General features: G+C 71.8%; 15 protein-coding genes. 7 read left to right on the forward strand and 8 right to left on the reverse strand.

The annotated features are described in order from the left end of the window. Positions 1 to 52 precede the first annotated feature (52 nt). The 5 genes from ABGB21_RS08580 (at position 53) to ABGB21_RS08600 (ending at position 5,228) form a co-directional block, all read left to right on the forward strand. Positions 53 to 1,000, forward strand: coding sequence for an ATP-binding cassette domain-containing protein (locus ABGB21_RS08580; protein WP_347677438.1), 948 nt, complete (start codon positions 53 to 55; stop codon positions 998 to 1,000). Further along, positions 997 to 1,797, forward strand: a complete 801-nt coding sequence (locus ABGB21_RS08585; RefSeq protein WP_347677231.1) for an ABC transporter permease — start codon at positions 997 to 999, stop codon at positions 1,795 to 1,797. Before ABGB21_RS08580 ends, ABGB21_RS08585 begins: the two co-directional genes overlap by 4 nt. Positions 1,798 to 1,837: 40 nt before the next feature. Then, on the forward strand, positions 1,838 to 1,975 hold the full coding sequence (locus ABGB21_RS08590; protein WP_347677233.1) for a hypothetical protein: 138 nt from the start codon (positions 1,838 to 1,840) through the stop codon (positions 1,973 to 1,975). A 201-nt stretch (positions 1,976 to 2,176) separates the two neighbouring features. Beyond that, positions 2,177 to 3,064 carry an oxidoreductase gene (locus ABGB21_RS08595; protein ID WP_347677235.1) on the forward strand — a complete coding sequence of 296 codons (888 nt, stop codon included), beginning with the start codon at positions 2,177 to 2,179 and terminating at the stop codon, positions 3,062 to 3,064. A 226-nt stretch (positions 3,065 to 3,290) separates the two neighbouring features. Then, positions 3,291 to 5,228: a hypothetical protein gene (locus ABGB21_RS08600; protein WP_347677237.1), complete on the forward strand. Its 1,938-nt coding sequence runs from the start codon at positions 3,291 to 3,293 to the stop codon at positions 5,226 to 5,228. A 16-nt stretch (positions 5,229 to 5,244) separates the two neighbouring features. On the opposite strand, the gene ABGB21_RS08605 is transcribed toward ABGB21_RS08600, so the two are convergent. Genes ABGB21_RS08605 through ABGB21_RS08615 form a run of 3 tightly spaced genes read right to left on the reverse strand, consistent with a single transcriptional unit; the run spans position 5,245 to position 8,794 of the window. Then, positions 5,245 to 7,671, reverse strand: coding sequence for a DUF4132 domain-containing protein (locus tag ABGB21_RS08605; RefSeq protein WP_347677239.1), 2,427 nt, complete (start codon positions 7,669 to 7,671; stop codon positions 5,245 to 5,247). Further along, positions 7,671 to 8,066, reverse strand: a complete 396-nt coding sequence (locus tag ABGB21_RS08610) for a hypothetical protein (protein ID WP_347677241.1) — start codon at positions 8,064 to 8,066, stop codon at positions 7,671 to 7,673. The genes ABGB21_RS08605 and ABGB21_RS08610 overlap by 1 nt, the downstream gene beginning before the upstream one ends. Before the next feature lie 56 nt (positions 8,067 to 8,122). Then, a complete protein-coding gene (locus ABGB21_RS08615; RefSeq protein ID WP_347651158.1) occupies positions 8,123 to 8,794 on the reverse strand; it encodes a phosphotransferase in 672 nt (223 codons plus the stop codon). A 132-nt stretch (positions 8,795 to 8,926) separates the two neighbouring features. Here ABGB21_RS08615 and ABGB21_RS08620 point away from each other — a divergent pair, with 132 nt between their 5' ends. Together ABGB21_RS08620 and ABGB21_RS08625 are read left to right on the forward strand one after the other, a co-directional pair. Further along, the gene (locus ABGB21_RS08620) at positions 8,927 to 9,733 is read left to right on the forward strand and encodes a TIGR02452 family protein (RefSeq protein WP_347651159.1); all 807 of its coding nucleotides are present in this window, start codon (positions 8,927 to 8,929) and stop codon (positions 9,731 to 9,733) included. Positions 9,734 to 9,770: 37 nt separating this feature from the next. Next, positions 9,771 to 10,130 carry an immunity 51 family protein gene (locus ABGB21_RS08625; RefSeq protein WP_347677243.1) on the forward strand — a complete coding sequence of 120 codons (360 nt, stop codon included), beginning with the start codon at positions 9,771 to 9,773 and terminating at the stop codon, positions 10,128 to 10,130. A 42-nt stretch (positions 10,131 to 10,172) separates the two neighbouring features. On the opposite strand, the gene ABGB21_RS08630 is transcribed toward ABGB21_RS08625, so the two are convergent. The 5 genes from ABGB21_RS08630 to ABGB21_RS08650 all read right to left on the reverse strand — a co-directional run bounded on the left by ABGB21_RS08630 (position 10,173) and on the right by ABGB21_RS08650 (position 15,072). Then, positions 10,173 to 11,021, reverse strand: a complete 849-nt coding sequence (locus ABGB21_RS08630; protein ID WP_347677245.1) for an ABC transporter permease — start codon at positions 11,019 to 11,021, stop codon at positions 10,173 to 10,175. Then, complete coding sequence (locus ABGB21_RS08635; RefSeq protein WP_347677247.1) at positions 11,018 to 11,962, reverse strand: ABC transporter permease; 945 nt, start codon at positions 11,960 to 11,962, stop codon at positions 11,018 to 11,020. The genes ABGB21_RS08630 and ABGB21_RS08635 overlap by 4 nt, the downstream gene beginning before the upstream one ends. 5 nt (positions 11,963 to 11,967) lie before the next feature. Continuing rightward, positions 11,968 to 13,182, reverse strand: coding sequence for an ABC transporter ATP-binding protein (locus tag ABGB21_RS08640; protein WP_347651163.1), 1,215 nt, complete (start codon positions 13,180 to 13,182; stop codon positions 11,968 to 11,970). Between the two features lie 2 nt (positions 13,183 to 13,184). Continuing rightward, a complete protein-coding gene (locus tag ABGB21_RS08645; protein ID WP_347651164.1) occupies positions 13,185 to 14,378 on the reverse strand; it encodes a spermidine/putrescine ABC transporter substrate-binding protein in 1,194 nt (397 codons plus the stop codon). Positions 14,379 to 14,703: 325 nt separating this feature from the next. Beyond that, the gene (locus ABGB21_RS08650; RefSeq protein ID WP_347651165.1) at positions 14,704 to 15,072 is read right to left on the reverse strand and encodes a DUF3499 domain-containing protein; all 369 of its coding nucleotides are present in this window, start codon (positions 15,070 to 15,072) and stop codon (positions 14,704 to 14,706) included. Between the last annotated feature and the right edge of the window lie 53 nt (positions 15,073 to 15,125).

Genomic DNA, 15,125 nt, shown 5'->3' on the forward strand with positions numbered 1-15,125 from the left:
ACGACCACGCACTCCGATAGGACAAAACATGACGAAAGGACAGGCCATGGCCATGCCCCCACCCGCCATCGAGGTGACCGGCCTACGCAAATCGTTCGGCAGCAAGGTCGTCCTCGACGGCATCAACCTGACCGTCCCGGCAGGAACCGTCTTCTCGCTGCTCGGCCCCAACGGTGCCGGCAAGACCACCACCGTGCACATCCTCTCCACCCTGGTCGACGCGGACGCCGGCCAGGTACGGATCGCCGGTCACGACCTCGACACCGACCCCGACGGGATACGCGCCGCGATCGGCGTCACCGGACAGTTCTCCGCAGTGGACAACCTGCTCACCGGCGAGGAGAACCTCCGGCTGATGGCGAACCTGCGCCACCTGGGCCGGGCCGAGGGCAGGCAGCGAACGGAGGAGCTGCTGGGGCGGTTCGACCTGGTCGAGGCGGCCCGGAAGCCGGCCGCGACGTACTCCGGCGGGATGCGTCGTCGGCTCGACCTGGCGATGACGCTGGTCGGCGAGCCACGCGTGATCTTCCTCGACGAGCCGACCACCGGGTTGGACCCGCGCAGCCGACGCACCATGTGGCAGATCATCCGGGACCTGGTGGCCGGTGGCACCACCGTCTTCCTGACCACCCAGTACCTGGAGGAGGCGGACCAGCTCGCCGACCGGATCGCCGTACTCGACCACGGCCGGCTGGTCGCCGAGGGAACCCCGGCCCAGCTCAAGCGACTCGTCCCCGGCGGCCACGTCGAGCTGCGGTTCACCGACACGCACGGCTTCAACCGGGCCGCCCACGTCGTCGACGGGGCGACGCCGGACCACGACACCCTCACCCTGCGGGTGCCGACCGACGGCAGCGTCCGGTCGCTGCGAACCCTGCTCGCCCGCCTCGACGACGCGACGGTCGAGGTCGACGAACTCTCCGTGCACACCCCTGACCTCGACGACGTGTTCCTGGCCCTCACCGGCCGCCCCGACCAGGAGAAGGAAGCCGTACGATGAGCGCCCTCGGCTACGCCGTGACCGACTCGATGACCATGCTGCGCCGCAACCTCCGACGGATGCAGCGCTACCCCTCGATGACCGCGATCCTGGTCGCGATGCCGCTGGTCCTCCTGCTGCTCTTCGTCTACGTCTTCGGCGGCACCCTCGGGGCCGGCATCGGCGGGCCCGCCATCGGCTCCGGAGGTCGTGCCGCCTACGTCGAGTACGTCCTGCCCGGCATCATCCTGCTCGCCCTGACCAGCACCGCCCAGGGGGTCGCGATCACGGTCGCGATGGACATGTCCGAGGGGATCATCGCCCGGTTCCGCACCATGGCGATCTCCCGCGCGGCGGTGCTGACCGGACACGTCGTCGGCAGCGTGATCCAGGCGCTGCTCGCGGTGGCGGTGGTGCTCGGCGTCGGGGTGCTGATCGGCTTCCGCCCGGACGCCACCCCGGTCGAGTGGCTCGGTGTCCTCGGGCTGCTGACCCTGGTCGCCCTCGCCCTCACCTGGCTGTCGGTGGCGCTCGGCATGATCAGCAAGTCGGTCGAGTCCGCGAGCAACATCCCGATGCCACTCATGCTGCTCCCGTTCTTCGGCAGTGGCTTCGTACCCACCGACTCGCTGCCGACCGGGCTGCGCTGGTTCGCCGAGTACCAGCCCTTCACCCCGATCATCGAGACACTGCGTGGCCTGCTCAGCGGCGCTCCGATCGGCACCAGCGGGTACCTCGCCGCCGCCTGGTGCGTCGGTATCACCCTGGTCGGCTACCTGTGGGCCCGGACGTCGTACCAGCGGTTGCCGAACCGGTAACCGACCGCCCGACCACCCACGGCACCCGACGGTCCAAGCCGTGTCCAGCGCTGTCCAGCCCGGTCCAGGATCGCCGTCGCCGCGCACGCCGGCGCCGCACTCTCGGCCGGCGGTGCAGGCGGCGATGGCCGAGACGCTGCGGCCGTACCTGCGGGCGGCGTTGGCAACCTGGGACTGACGTCCCGACGGTCCGTTCCCCCGGGGAGCATCCCCGGGTCGGATGGGGCGGAACATGCGGTGGAGGGTCCCCGGCCGACCGGTCGGGGACCCTCCCCGGTTACCGGACCGGGTCGCCCGGTCGGGTGAAACCCGATATTCCCCCGGGTTCGCCGCCCGGCGCGTAGCAGAGTCGAGCGGGGCGCCCCGAGGAGGAAACAACATGACCAGGACGTGGTTGGTCACCGGAAGTTCCCGGGGACTGGGCCGGGAACTGTGCCGGGAGATCCTGATCCGGGGCGACAACCTGCTCGCCACCGCCCGCCAGCCCGACCAGCTCGCCGACCTCGCCGACCAGTACGGCGACCAGGTGCGGCCGTACCCGCTCGACGTGACCGACCCGGCCGCCGCCCGGGCCGCGGTCGAGGCGGCGGTGCAGACCTTCGGCCGGCTCGACGTGGTGGCCAACAACGCCGGGTACGCCAACAGCGCGCCGATCGAGGAGACCCCGGACGACGACTTCCGGGCCCAGGTCGAGACGAACTTCTTCGGGGTCGTCAACGTGACGAAGGCGGCGCTGCCGATCCTGCGTACCCAACGGTCGGGATACCTCCTGCAGTTCTCCTCGGTCGGCGGTCGGGTCGGCGGCACGCCGGGACTGGCCGCGTACCAGTCGGCGAAGTTCGCCGTCGAGGGGTTCTCGGAGGTGCTGGCCAACGAGGTCAAACCGTTCGGGATCCGGGTCACCATCGTCGAACCGGGCGCGTTCCGGACCGACTGGGGCGGCTCGTCGATGCGGATCGCCGAGGTCGGCGAGGACTACCGGCAGACCGTGGGCCGGATACACGACTTCCGCCGCGAGATGGACGGCAAGCAGGCCGGCGACCCGACGCGGGCGGCGAGGATCCTGGTCGACCTGGTCGACATGGCGGCACCGCCGCTGCGGCTGCTGCTCGGCTCGGACGCGGTACAGCTCACCGAACAGTCGGCGAAGGCCCGCGCCCAGGAGACGACCGCCTGGGCCGACCTCAGCCGGAGCACCGACTTCGACAGCAGCGTCGACCTCGGGAAAACGCCGGTCGCCGCGATGCTGGCCCCACGCACCGGGTAGCGGCGGAGCACGTCCTGCCGGGCCCAGTACGGTGACGAACGGATCGCCGTCTCCTCCTCCGGGGACCGCCCGGCGCCCTGTCCGGCCTGTCCCACTCCGCCGGGGAATCGACTCCGGCGATTCGACCCGTCCAGTCTCGACGCCCTGTTCATAGATCCACGTCAGACGTACGCTCGCCTCGGCGCGACTGAGGGATCGACCAGTCGTCATGGCGGGAGGGGCAGGCATGACAGGAAAACGCAGAATTCTGGTGGCGGCGGCCACCGCGGTGTTCACCGTGCTGGCACTGGCACCGGCGGGCCAGGCCACCGCGGCCGGGAAGGACCGCTACCCGCACCTCGATCCGGGTGGGCAGCCCCGGCTGACCGAGCGGGTCCCGGTGAACGTGGTCTTCGTCGGCTACTCGCCGTCCCAGGTGCCGCAGTCGACGTTCCGGGCCGGCCTTCCGTCGGGTTACGAGCCCGCGGTCCGGTACCGGCTCTTCTACGGCATCGAGGAGAAGCTCGGACTGCAGTACACGTACGACTACCGGATCAGCTACGCCGACCGGCGCTACGAGGACCGGTTCTTCGGTGAGTTGAAGCGGCTGGCCCGGCCCGCGCCGCTGACCGACTACCAGCAGGCGTACAACGAGCAGCAGAACAACGTCCTCGACGTCACGGACAACCACGAGATCGACGCGCCGAGCGTGGAGCGCTGGCTGGCGAAGAACCCGCCGGCCGGGGTCGACACCCGCCGCAACACGGTCTTCTTCATCAACTGGTACGGCCGGTCGGACTTCCGGTTCCACGTCTACACCAAGACCGACGAGCCGGACCCGGACACCGGCTACAACTTCGGCGTCGAACGGCACAGCCGCAAGATAATCGCGTGGGGTGGCACCACCGCCAGGGACGAGGAGAACGGCCTCGGTTCGACCCGCCGGATCTGGTTCCACGACCTCTCCGCCGGCCCGGAGTCCTGGACCTCGAACTGGAACGTTGACGAACCGGACCTCGACGGCAACGGCGTCGAGGACTACCGGATGCCGGCGACCTGGGAGTACCGGACGGGCGGCTACCGGGCGCCGGACGCGCTCGCCGGCGACCTCAGCAAGATCACCCGGTACGTCGCGCTGAACCTGCTCTTCACCACGTCCCCGCTCTACCCGGCCGAACTGCCGACGGCGGAACCACCTCGGTCGATCAACCTGGACAGCAACGTCTACGAGGGCTGGGCCGGCGTGGACGCCTCCGCCACGTACGTCAAGCCGAAGCTCATCCTCGACGAGTTGCGCGAACTGCGCTGGCGCAACACGCTCGACTACGACAGCCAGGACCTGCCGTTCACCGGTGACGCGCAACGCTGCTACTTCCTGGCCATCGAGGCGGACGAGTCCTGCTACCCGGAGGAGGGCTACCCCGGGTTCGCCAACTTCTACCTGCAGAACACCAAGGAGCTGGCGCGGACCCAGGACGACCAGGGCCGGGTCGACTACGAGCTTCCGATCTTCAGCTACGCCCTGCCGGCGGGCACCCCGACTCCGGGGCTCGGCTTCGCCGACGACAACTACGTCGACGGCACCCAGTCGTACGTCTTCGCGTTCGTCTCGCCGGAGATCGTCGAGCGGGGGTACGGCCTCACCACCACGCTGATCCACGAGGTCGGGCACCACATCGGGATGAGCCACCCGCACGACGGCTACGACAGCAGCACCGGGGTCGACTACGGCCCGGCCGACGAGTTCTACTTTGTCAACGCCGGTGACCAGGTCAACTCGATGATGAGTTACATCGATCTGAACTGGGACTTCAGCCAGTTCGACCACGACAACAGCGACCGGTTCCTGACCGCCGCGTACAACGAGGCGGCCAACCGGCTGGCGGCCGACGTGCTCGCCGCCCCTCGGGCGCACCGGGCGTCCGACGAGCTGAGGGCGGCGGACCGGCTGCTCGGCCGGGCCAGGGCCGCGCTCGCCGAGCACGACTACCCGGCGGCGTACGGCTACGCCGACCAGGCCTACCGCCAGGTGGTCGAGGGCGCCCGGGAGGCAGGGGTCCCGGCCGACCGGGCCGAAGCCGAACTGAAGCGGAAAGCCCAGGTCGCCCGCTCCAGCGTGGAGCTCGGCGAGCCGCACGAGTTCATCGACAGCCTCGACCCGGACAGCCCACGCAGCCAGCCCTGACGGGGGCCGGGCCGGTTCAGGCGACCTCGAACTGTCGGGTGATCGAGGGGTCGGTGATGGCGCTGTCGTCGGCCAGCAGCATCGCCTTGCTGAGGATCACCGCGAGCAGACCGTCCCCCTCGAAGGGCAGGAACTGCCGTTCGGTACCGGCACCGGCGGCGGCGCCCCGGGCCGGCACCACACAGAGATACCTGTCGTTCGGGCTCATCAGGATGTTGCCCGACCCCAGGTGGATCTTGTATGTCCGCAGGTCGCCCCGGACGACCAGGAACCGTCCGTCGATCGTCGCCCGGGCACCGACCGAGAGCCGGGGCAGCAGCCGGGTCAGGATCTGCTGCCGGGTCCGGGCGGTCTCGGACAGCTCGCCGAAGCTGTACGACGCCCAGTAGTCGCGGAACCGGCCCTGCGGCCCGCCGTCGGACCAGGTGGGGTCGTTGCCGATGCTGGCCACCCCGACGAAGAGGTCGACGTCCCGCATGATCTCGCTGAACACCAGGGCCGGAATCTGGTCCAAGCGCAGCGCCGGCACCGGCTCCGGGTTGTCCCAGGCGCCCCCGGAGGCGGAATATCCCCCGGTCCAGGCGTGGGTCCAGTTCGAGTCGGCGTCGATCGGATAGAACCGCACCTGGTCGGTGGCGAGCCGCAGGTACGCCCCGGACTCGGTGGTGTCGACGCCGTACTCGTCGCCGACGCCCTCCACCCAGTACTCGGCGCGCAGCCCCCACCGGGGCAGCTCCCGCACCGGCGGCGGATAGGTGTCGTCGACCGAGAGCCGGAGCTTGTCCCGCCAGCCCCGGGCCGCGGCCAGGGCATGGAACTGGTGTTGGCGCAGGACGTGGCCGGCGAACCGGTTCGAGTACGTCCCGGTCTGCTCCTCCGCCGGGGTGAGCAGGTAGACCTCGCGATGCGCCTGCTTGAACGGCTGCACGACCCGGTGCCGCTCCAGCCACTCCCGCCAGGCGACCACCTCCGGCACCGGCCGGCCGATCGGATGCCACAGCTCGACCCGGGCGGCGTCGCCGACGACGTGCTCGGCGTCGGAGACGGTACGCAGGACGCCGTCGGCGTACCCGCAGGGCACCCCGTCGACCACCCAGATCAGTCGACGGGCCAGCGTGCCCACCAGCGGGTGGTCGAGGTAGCGCTCCCGCCAGACCGGCGCGGACCACTCCCGTCGGGCCAGGAACAACCCGTCCAGCCGGGCGGACTGGGCGCTGAGCATGGCCGAGAGTTCCTTGACCATGGCCTTGAGTTCGGCCAGCTCACCCGGCTGGTCCCGGCGTACCGCCGCCGGTGGGCTCTTGACCTGGCGGCCCGCGTCGGTGAACCAGGTGACGGTGACCGTACCCGCCTGGATCTCCAGCTCGGCCCGGCCGGCGGCGAACCGCACCGTGTGCCGGCCGACGTCGGTGAGCCCGTAGTCGGGTACGGCGAGTTCCTCGATCTCGTCCCGGGACAGTCCGAGCGCCTCGGCCCGGACCGCGAGCGCCTTGTTGATCTCGTTGAGGGTGCCCCGGTAGCTGATCCGGTTGACGAGCCGCGCGAGCTGCCCGAGGGCGTCCTCTCCGTCGAGCCTGCCGAGTACGCCGACCGCCGCGTTGGCCAGTTTCGGGCTGGCCGGCCCGATCCCGGGCAGCCGGCGCAGCATCGCCTCGACCAGGGCGGCCAGCATGCGCACCTGCTCCGGTGCGGGTCCGACCACTTCCAGGACCCAGAGCAGCCCACGCAGGGTGTCGGCGTTGAGCGGGTCCGGCTGCCGGTGCGGCGTCCGGGTCGCCGTCGCCACCCAGTCACCGAGCACGGCCCGGACCCGTGCCGCCTCCATCGTGGACAGGAGGGCCTCGGCACCGCGACGCCAGTCGGCGGAGGGGCGGGCACTGGTCGCGGTGCTGGCGTGACCGACCAGTTTTGTCCAGGCCGGCTCCAGGCCGGGCAGGTCCGCCAGGATCCGGTCGGCCCACGGGTCACCCCGCCGCACCGACGGCCCCACCAGGTCGGCGAGCAGCTGCCGCAGGTGCGGACTCTCCCCGGACCGGTCCTGCACCAGCTTGCGTACCTCGTCCGGCGGATTGCCGTCCGGGTGGGCGCGCCGGACCAGCGTCGCCAGCGCGGCGGGCGGCATCGCGTTCGGATTCCGGACGGCGAAGGCGAGCAGTTCGGCGGCGACCGTCGCGCTGACGTCCTCGGGCAGCCGGCGGGCCAACTCCCGGACCAGATCCTGCTCGCGCCAGGACATCCGGGACGAGGGCGGAACCGCGGCGGCCAGTACCCGGATCAGCTCGACCATCTGCTCCCGGGACAGCCCACGCAGAGCCCGCCGGACGGCCTCGTCGGTGGTCGAGGAGCCCAGGTTGACCCGCAGGTGTCGGGCCAGTTCGTCGAGCCGACCGGCGGCGACCAGGTCGTCGAGGTGGCTGCGCCGGTCTCCGGTGGCGGTGGTCATCAGCCGCCCACCAGGGGTACGAGCTTCAGGAAGGTGACCTCGGTGTCCCGCCCCAGCTCGACCACCTGGTCGAGGTCGTCGACCTGCCGGTCGCCGACCAGCACCACGAAACCGTTGCGGGCGAACGCCGCCTCGGCGAGCGCGACCTGCCGCTCCGGGTCGACCCGACGCGGCGGCACCGTCGACCGGTCGCCGTTGAGTGCCCGTTCGGCGGTCGTGGGCTGCACCAGTCCCCGGAACGGCCCGGAGCTGCTCGCGTTGTACTCCGCGACCTCCTGGAAGATCCGGCGCCGGACCAGCTCCCGCAGCGTCAGCCGCTCCTCGAATATCTCCAGTGCCCACGCGGGCACCCGGGCCCCGGCCGTGGTCTCATCGACGAAGCTCACCTTTGCCATGACGGCGGAGTCTAGACACCGCCACCGACACCCACCGACCCGCCGCCGGCCGGCGGTCACCCTGCCGTCGGTCGCCAGTGCTCGCGGACCAACGTTGCCGCGTCGTCGAGCCGGCCGATCTCCTCGACGCTCAGCGTCGGATTGACCCGCCGCGTCGCGAGCGCGGCGTCGAGCAGCCGTACCGGATCCCCGGGCGTCCGGGCCAGGAACGCGGTGAGGAAACGCTCACCCACGTCACCGAGACCGAACCAGTTGTTCACCGCCACCTCGGCCAGGATCAGCGCCGACATCGCGACGTCCAGGTCGGGCTCGTCATCCCGGGCGTTGCGCCAGTCGATGACCACCGGCCCGCCCGGGCCGAGCATGACGTTCTCCGGATGCAGGTCCAGGTGCACCACCCGCAGCCCCGGGTCACCGCCCGGCCGGGGCGGCAGTCCGCGCAGCCGGCGGTGCAGGTCGGCCAGGATCGCCGCCCCGTCCGGCACGTCGAGTTCCCCGGCGATCAGCGCCGCCAGCATGGTCGGACCGTCGACCCGTTCCATCACCAGCTCGGCGCCCTCGGCCCGGTCCACCCTGGGCACCGGGAAGCCGTGCCCGCCGACGTACGCCATGATCGAGGCCTCCCGGGCAACGTCGCCGCCGTCGCGGTAGCGGCGCAGCACCCGCCCGTCGTCCAACGCGAAGACGTCCGCGTCCCGGCCGGTGCCGAGCAACACCTGGTCAGCCATGCCGGTCACGGTATCGGACCGGGTCCAGGTGACCGGGTACGGCGGCGGCCGCGGTCGGTCCGCAGGAACACGGCCACCCCGGCCGACGGGAAACGAGTGGAACGGCGACCAGCAGGCGATCATGATGGCGGCGTGAGCAGTCGGTTGCGGGCGATCGCCCGGGAGACGGTGGAGGCGCTGGACCGGGGCGCCTACCGGACGGCGGGTGGCGCCGAGGTGGTGATCGCCGACGAGGTGGCGGGGGCGGTCGCCGGCACCCGGCTGTACCTGCCCGACGATCCCCTGCCCGGTGCGCCGGCCCCCGCGCCACATCCGCCGGCCACGATCGAGGTGACCAACGAGAGCACCCTCGCCGCGACCCGTCGGCTCGGCGGCGACCTGGCCTGCCTGGTGTTCGCCTCGGCCCGCAACCCCGGCGGCGGGTTCCGCAACGGCGCCCAGGCCCAGGAGGAGAGTGTGGCCCGCGCCTCCGGGCTGTACGCCTGCCTCCAGGCGGCCTGGGACTTCTACGCCGCACACCGGGTCGACCCCGATCTCGGCTACAGCGACCGGGTCATCTACTCGCCGGCGGTTCCGGTGTTCCGGGACGACAGCGGGGACCCGCTGGACAGCCCGTACCCGGTCTCGTTCCTGACCTCGGCGGCGCCGAACCGGTCGGCGATGCTGCGCAGTCAGCCGGACCGGGTGGCGGACGTCCCGGCCCTGCTGCGCCGCCGGGCCGACCGGGTGCTGGCGGTGGCGGCCGCGTACGGGCACCGCCGGCTCGTCCTCGGCGCCTGGGGCTGCGGGGTCTTCGGCAACGAGCCGACCGTGGTGGCGGAGGCGTTCGCCGGCGCGCTGCGCGACCGCCCGCACTTCGACGAGGTCGTCTTCGCGGTACTCGACCGCCAGCGTGGGGCGCCGACCCACGCCGCGTTCGCCCGGACCCTCGGCCGGTGACCCGGTTCTGTCGGCGGCCGTCCCTAGGATCGCCGGCGTGACCGACACCGACCGGACCTTCGCCCCGCTGGTCTTCTTCGAGTACGACCACCGGCCGGGCTCCTACTGCCTGCAGCTCACTGACACGCACATGCTCGAGGTGATGGACGTCTTCGAGGAGTGCGACCAGTACGGCAACGGCTACGGCTGGGCGGGGGTGGCCCGCTCCGTGATCGAGGCGGAGGCTCCCGAGCTCGCCGACCGGGTGGACTTCGACCCGGAGGCCGGCACCTTCGTCGCCCACGGCACCGACCCGGAGGCGCTGCGCCGGTTGGGTGGTCTGCTCCAGGCCGCTTTCCGGGACCGGACCCGGCTCGCCGCCCTGATCCGGTCCGGTGACCCCGACTGGTTCGACTGACCGGCGGCGCTCCCGGCCCGGCTCACCCGCCCCCGGCCCGGCTCACCCGACGCCGGCGTGGCCGTCGGCCGGCGGCGCGGTGGTCTGCCGGCGACGGGGGAACCGCCAGCGGAGCCGGACCGCCAGCATCAGCAGCAGGGCGAGCCCGAACATCGCGGTGCCGACGACGTTCACCTGCGGCGGGATGCCGCGCTGGTTGGCGCCCCAGACGTACATCGGGAAGGTGACCGTGGTGCCCGAGTTGAAGTTGGTGACGATGAAGTCGTCGAAGGAGAGCGAGAAGGCGAGCAGTGCGGCGGCGACGATGCCGGGCAGCACCAGCGGCAGGGTGACCCGACGGAACGCCTGCCACTCGCTGGCGTAGAGGTCCAGCGCCGCCTCCTCCAGCCGGCTGTCCATCCCGGACAGCCGGGCCCGGACGGTCACCACCACGAACGACACGCAGAACATCACGTGCGCGATCACCACGGTCCAGAAGCCCTGCGGTATCCCGGCCGCGACCAGCAGGGCGAGCAGCGAGGTGCCGAGCACCACCTCCGGGGTGGCCATCGGCGCCAGGACCAGCAGGTTCGCCACCGCCCGGCCCCGGAACCGGTGCCGGACCAGGGCGAACGCCAGCAGGGTGCCGAGCACGGTGGAGACCAGGGTGGCCAGGAAACCGATCTGAACGCTGCGCAGCACCGCCCCGCACATCCCCGGCGCGGCGCACGGGTCCCGCCAGTTGTCGAGGGTGAACTCGGCGAAGTCGTACGACAGCCGCGTCGACGGCCGGTTCAGCGACAGCCCGGCGACCACCACCACCGGCAGCAGCAGGTAGCCGAGGACCAGCCCGGCGACCGCCAGCACCCAGTGGTCGGCGATCCAGCGCCAGAACCGGTGCCCCACGTTCACCCCACCTCCTCGGCGGCGCTCCGGCGCAGATAGCCGACCGCCAGCACCAGGATCACCAGCAGCAGGACGACGGAGAGCGCGGCGCCCTGCGGGTAGTCGAGCCGGACCAGGAACGCCGCGTCGATCACGTTGCCGATCATGTACTCGTTCGGCGTACCGAGCAGTTCGGCGCTGATGTAGTCGCCGGCGGCCGGAATGAAGGTGAGCAGCGTGCCGGCGACCACCCCGGGTTTCGACAGCGGCAGGGTGACGGTCCGGAAGACCTGGGCCGGTCGGGCGTTCAGGTCCCGGGCCGCCTCCAGCAGCCGACGGTCCAGCCGCTGCAGGCTGGCGTAGATCGGCAGCACCATGAACGGCAGGTAGCCGTAGGTGAGGCTGGTGACCACCGCGACCGGGGAGGCGAGCAGCCGCCCGTCGGGCGCGAGCAGGTGCAGGTCGCGGAGCAGCCCGACCAGGGTGCCGGTGTCGGAGAGCACGGTCTTCCAGGCCAGGGTCCGGACCAGGAAGCTGGTAAACATCGGGGCGACGACACAGACCAGCAGCAGGTTCTGCCAGCGTCCGGCGCGCAGCGCGATGGCGTACGCCAGCGGGTAGCCGAGCAGCAGCGCCAGCGCGGTGGCGAGCCCGGCGTACCCGAAGGATCGTCCGAAGTGGACCCAGTACGCGGCGATCGCGTCCGGGTAGTTGCCGAACGACCAGGTCATCGCGTAGCCGTCGGCCAGCGAGCCGGTCGGGTCGTAGAGACTGGTCGCACCGAGCTGGACCGCCGGCAGCAGGAAGAAGACCACCAGCCAGAGCACCCCGGGCGCGGCCAGCAGGTACGGCAGCAGCCGGCGCCCGGGCCGCCGCCCCGCCGTCCCCGACCGGTGATCCGCCGTCCCTGACCGGCGCCCTGACGGGTCGGGCCGGTCCTCCACCGCCCGGGGCCGGGGTGTCGTCACCCCGGTCATCGTGGCCCGACGCCGTTCGCCGGTACCGCACCGGCCGACCCCACCGACGGCACGACCTCCCCACCCGGCGTTCCCGTCCCGGCGTCGAGCAGGAACGCGTACCGGGGATGCCAGTGCGCGACCACCTCGGCGCCGACCGGTACCGGCCGGGCCTGTCCGTCGGCGGCGGCGAAGACCGACAGCTCGGTGCCCCAGCCGGTCCGGACCACGTACTGGGTGCTGGTGCCGAGGTAGGCGGCGTCGGTCACGATCCCGGCCACCGACTGGTGCCCGGCCGGGACCTCGTCCACCGACCGGACCAGCCGCAGCTTCTCCGGCCGGATCCCGAGCAGCACCGCGCCGGCCGTGCTCCGGGACCGGACCGCCGGCACCGAGAGCCGCTCCCCGTACGCCTCGACGAGGACGTCGTCACCGCCACGCCCGATCACCCGGCCGGCCAGCAGGTTGGACCGACCGAGGAAGGTGGCGACGAACGCGGTCGCCGGGAACTCGTACAGCTCGGCCGGGGTGCCGAGCTGCTCGATCCGGCCGGCGTTCATCACCGCGACGCTGTCGGCCAGCGTCATGGCCTCCTCCTGGTCGTGCGTGACGTGCACGAAGGTGATCCCGACCTCGGTCTGGATCCGTTTCAGTTCGAGTTGCATCCGACGGCGCAGGGTGAGGTCGAGCGCGCCGAGCGGCTCGTCGAGCAGCAGCACCCGGGGTCGGTTGACCAGCGCCCGGGCCAGCGCCACCCGCTGCTGCTGGCCACCGGAGAGCTGGGCCGGCCGGCGCCGGTCGTACCCGTCGAGCTGGACCAGCGACAGCATCGCCCGGACCTGCCCGGCCACGTCCGGTACGCCCCGCCGGCGCAACCCGAACGCCACGTTCTCGAAAACGTCCAGGTGTGGGAAGAGCGCGTAGCTCTGGAAGACGGTGTTCACCGGTCGCCGGTACGGCCGCAGCCGGGTGATCTCCTCCGTGTCGAGCAGCACCCGGCCGCTGGTCGGCTCCTCCAGCCCGGCGACCATCCGCAGGGTGGTGGTCTTGCCGCAGCCGGAGGGTCCGAGCAGGGCGAAGAACGTCCCGGCCGGCACGGTCAGGTCGAGCCGGTCGACCGCGAGCGCACCACCGTCGGATCCGGCGTCGCGCCGTGGGCGCCTGCGGGCGGGGCCGAACCGCTTGGTCAGTTCGACCAGCCGCAACTGCGCCCCGGGCTGCTCGTTTTCCACCGCTATCCCCCGATGACCTGCTGGAACTTCGACTCGTACGCCCGCTCCCGCTCCTCGGTCAGCGTCATGAACTTCTTGGACCGGGCCTGCAGCGCCGCGTCCGGGAAGATCAGCGGGTTGGTCGCCAGCTCCGGATCGATCTTCTCCATCTCCGCCTGCGCGCCCTGCACCGGACAGATGTAGTTGACGTACGCCGCGACCTGGGCGGCGACCGCCGGGTCGTAGTAGTAGTCCATCAGCGCCTCGGCGTGCGCCCGGTGCGTCGCCCGGTTCGGCACCAGCATGTCGTCGGAGTAGAGCATCGCCCCGGAGTCCGGCGCCACGAACCGGATCCGCTCGTCCTCGGCGGCGAGCTGGATAACGTCGCCCGACCAGGCCATGCAGGCGGCGATGTCGCCCTTGGCGAGTTCGGGGGCGTAGTCGTTGCCGGTGAACCGCCGGATCTGGCCGCTCGCCACCGCCCGCCGGAGCTTCTCCAGGGCGTCGTCGAACTGGGCGTCGGTGAAGTTGGTCGGGTCGGCGCCGTTGGACTGCAGGATCAGCCCGATCGTGTCGCGCATCTCGCTGAGCAGGGTCACCCGACCCTTGAGGTCCGGGCGGGTGAGCAGCTCGTCCACGGTCCGGATCTCCCCGGTGACCTTCCCGTTGTAGGCCAGCCCGGCCAGGCCGCACTGCCACGGGATGGCGAGCACGTTCGCCTGGTCGTACGTCCGGTTACGCAGCGAGGACAGCAGGTTACGGTCGACGTTTGTGATCCGGGCCGGATCCAGGCGCTGCGCCCAGCCGAGCCCGATCACCCGGGCCGCCATCCAGTCGCTGAGCACGATGATGTCCCGGCCGATCGGCTCGCAGGCGGCCAGCTGCGGCCGTACCTTGCCGAAGAACTCGTTGTTGTCGTTGATGTCCTCGGTGTACGTCACCTGGATGCCCGTCCGGGCCTGGAACGCCTCCAGGGTGGGCCGCTTCGACTCGTTCTCCTCGTCGACGTCCAGGTACTGCGGCCAGTTCGAGAAGAGCAGCGTCTTCTCGCTGCCGGAGCGGTCCTCGCTGACGCAGCTCGCCTCGGTCTGCCGGGCACCCTTGGTGCCGCAGGCGCCGAGCAGGCCGCCGGTGGCGAACAGTGCCGCCGTCCCGGCCGCGCCGCGCAGCAGCGTACGCCGGGGCAGCCGGGGCAGGGCAGGGGTACGGGCGGACATGGGGCGGCTCCTCACGGGTCGTGCCGACGGGTGGGTACGCGGGTCGGCCCGCTGCCGTAGGCGTCGCGGAGATCCGATCAGATGCCGATCCTGGCATGCGGCCTTCCGGAAAGCCGAACGGGTATCCCAGGACGACCACCGGTCGGCCGACAGCACGAGGGCCCCGCACCGAACGGACGAGGCGGGCGGAGGGGTGCCGCGGTCGGCTCCGGTCCCGGCTCCGGACGGTGCACTGTCAGGAGGGGGCGTTGTCCGGAGGGGGGCGTTGTCCTTCCCACCGGCTGGCGCCGGAGCGGTAGCCGGTGGGTGGGTAGGAGCCCGTCCTTCAGTAGCTGGGCGGAATGACCCGCAGATGGCCGCGGCGTCCGGTCTGCTGGCCGGTGTGCGGATCGACGTCCACCTCGTCCGGCGGCCGGGGCGCGGGACGGGCCGCCTCGCGGACCGCCTCGGCGAGCGCGACCAGGTCGTCGGTGGTCGGCGGCGGCGGCTCGAACTCCCCCTCGTGCCGGACCACCTCCCAGCCACGCGGGGCGGTCAGACTCCGGGCGTGTGGCTCACAGAGGTCGTACGTGTGCGGCTCGGCGAAGGCCGCCAGCGGGCCCACCACCGCCGTCGACTCGTTATAGACATAGGTCAGCGTGGCGACCGCCTGCCGGGGGCAGCCGTTGCGGGAGCAACGCCGTGGTGACCTCACGGCGGCACGGTATCTCCATTACCGGCTCCGGAGCAGCGCTTGGGCCTGCGACA

It is taken from the genome of Plantactinospora sp. B24E8 (assembly GCF_039871735.1).
In the GTDB taxonomy this organism is placed as follows: Bacteria; Actinomycetota; Actinomycetes; order Mycobacteriales; family Micromonosporaceae; genus Plantactinospora.

Coding starts and splice junctions, on each gene's coding strand:
- ABGB21_RS08595 (WP_347677235.1), top strand. CDS start 2,177: ATGACCAGGACGTGGTTGGTCACCGGAAGTTCCCGGGGACTGGGCCGG.
- ABGB21_RS08600 (WP_347677237.1), top strand. CDS start 3,291: ATGACAGGAAAACGCAGAATTCTGGTGGCGGCGGCCACCGCGGTGTTC.
- ABGB21_RS08585 (WP_347677231.1), top strand. CDS start 997: ATGAGCGCCCTCGGCTACGCCGTGACCGACTCGATGACCATGCTGCGC.
- ABGB21_RS08615 (WP_347651158.1), bottom strand. CDS start 8,794: ATGGCTGACCAGGTGTTGCTCGGCACCGGCCGGGACGCGGACGTCTTC.
- ABGB21_RS08605 (WP_347677239.1), bottom strand. CDS start 7,671: ATGACCACCGCCACCGGAGACCGGCGCAGCCACCTCGACGACCTGGTC.
- ABGB21_RS08580 (WP_347677438.1), top strand. CDS start 53: ATGCCCCCACCCGCCATCGAGGTGACCGGCCTACGCAAATCGTTCGGC.
- ABGB21_RS08645 (WP_347651164.1), bottom strand. CDS start 14,378: ATGTCCGCCCGTACCCCTGCCCTGCCCCGGCTGCCCCGGCGTACGCTG.
- ABGB21_RS08610 (WP_347677241.1), bottom strand. CDS start 8,066: ATGGCAAAGGTGAGCTTCGTCGATGAGACCACGGCCGGGGCCCGGGTG.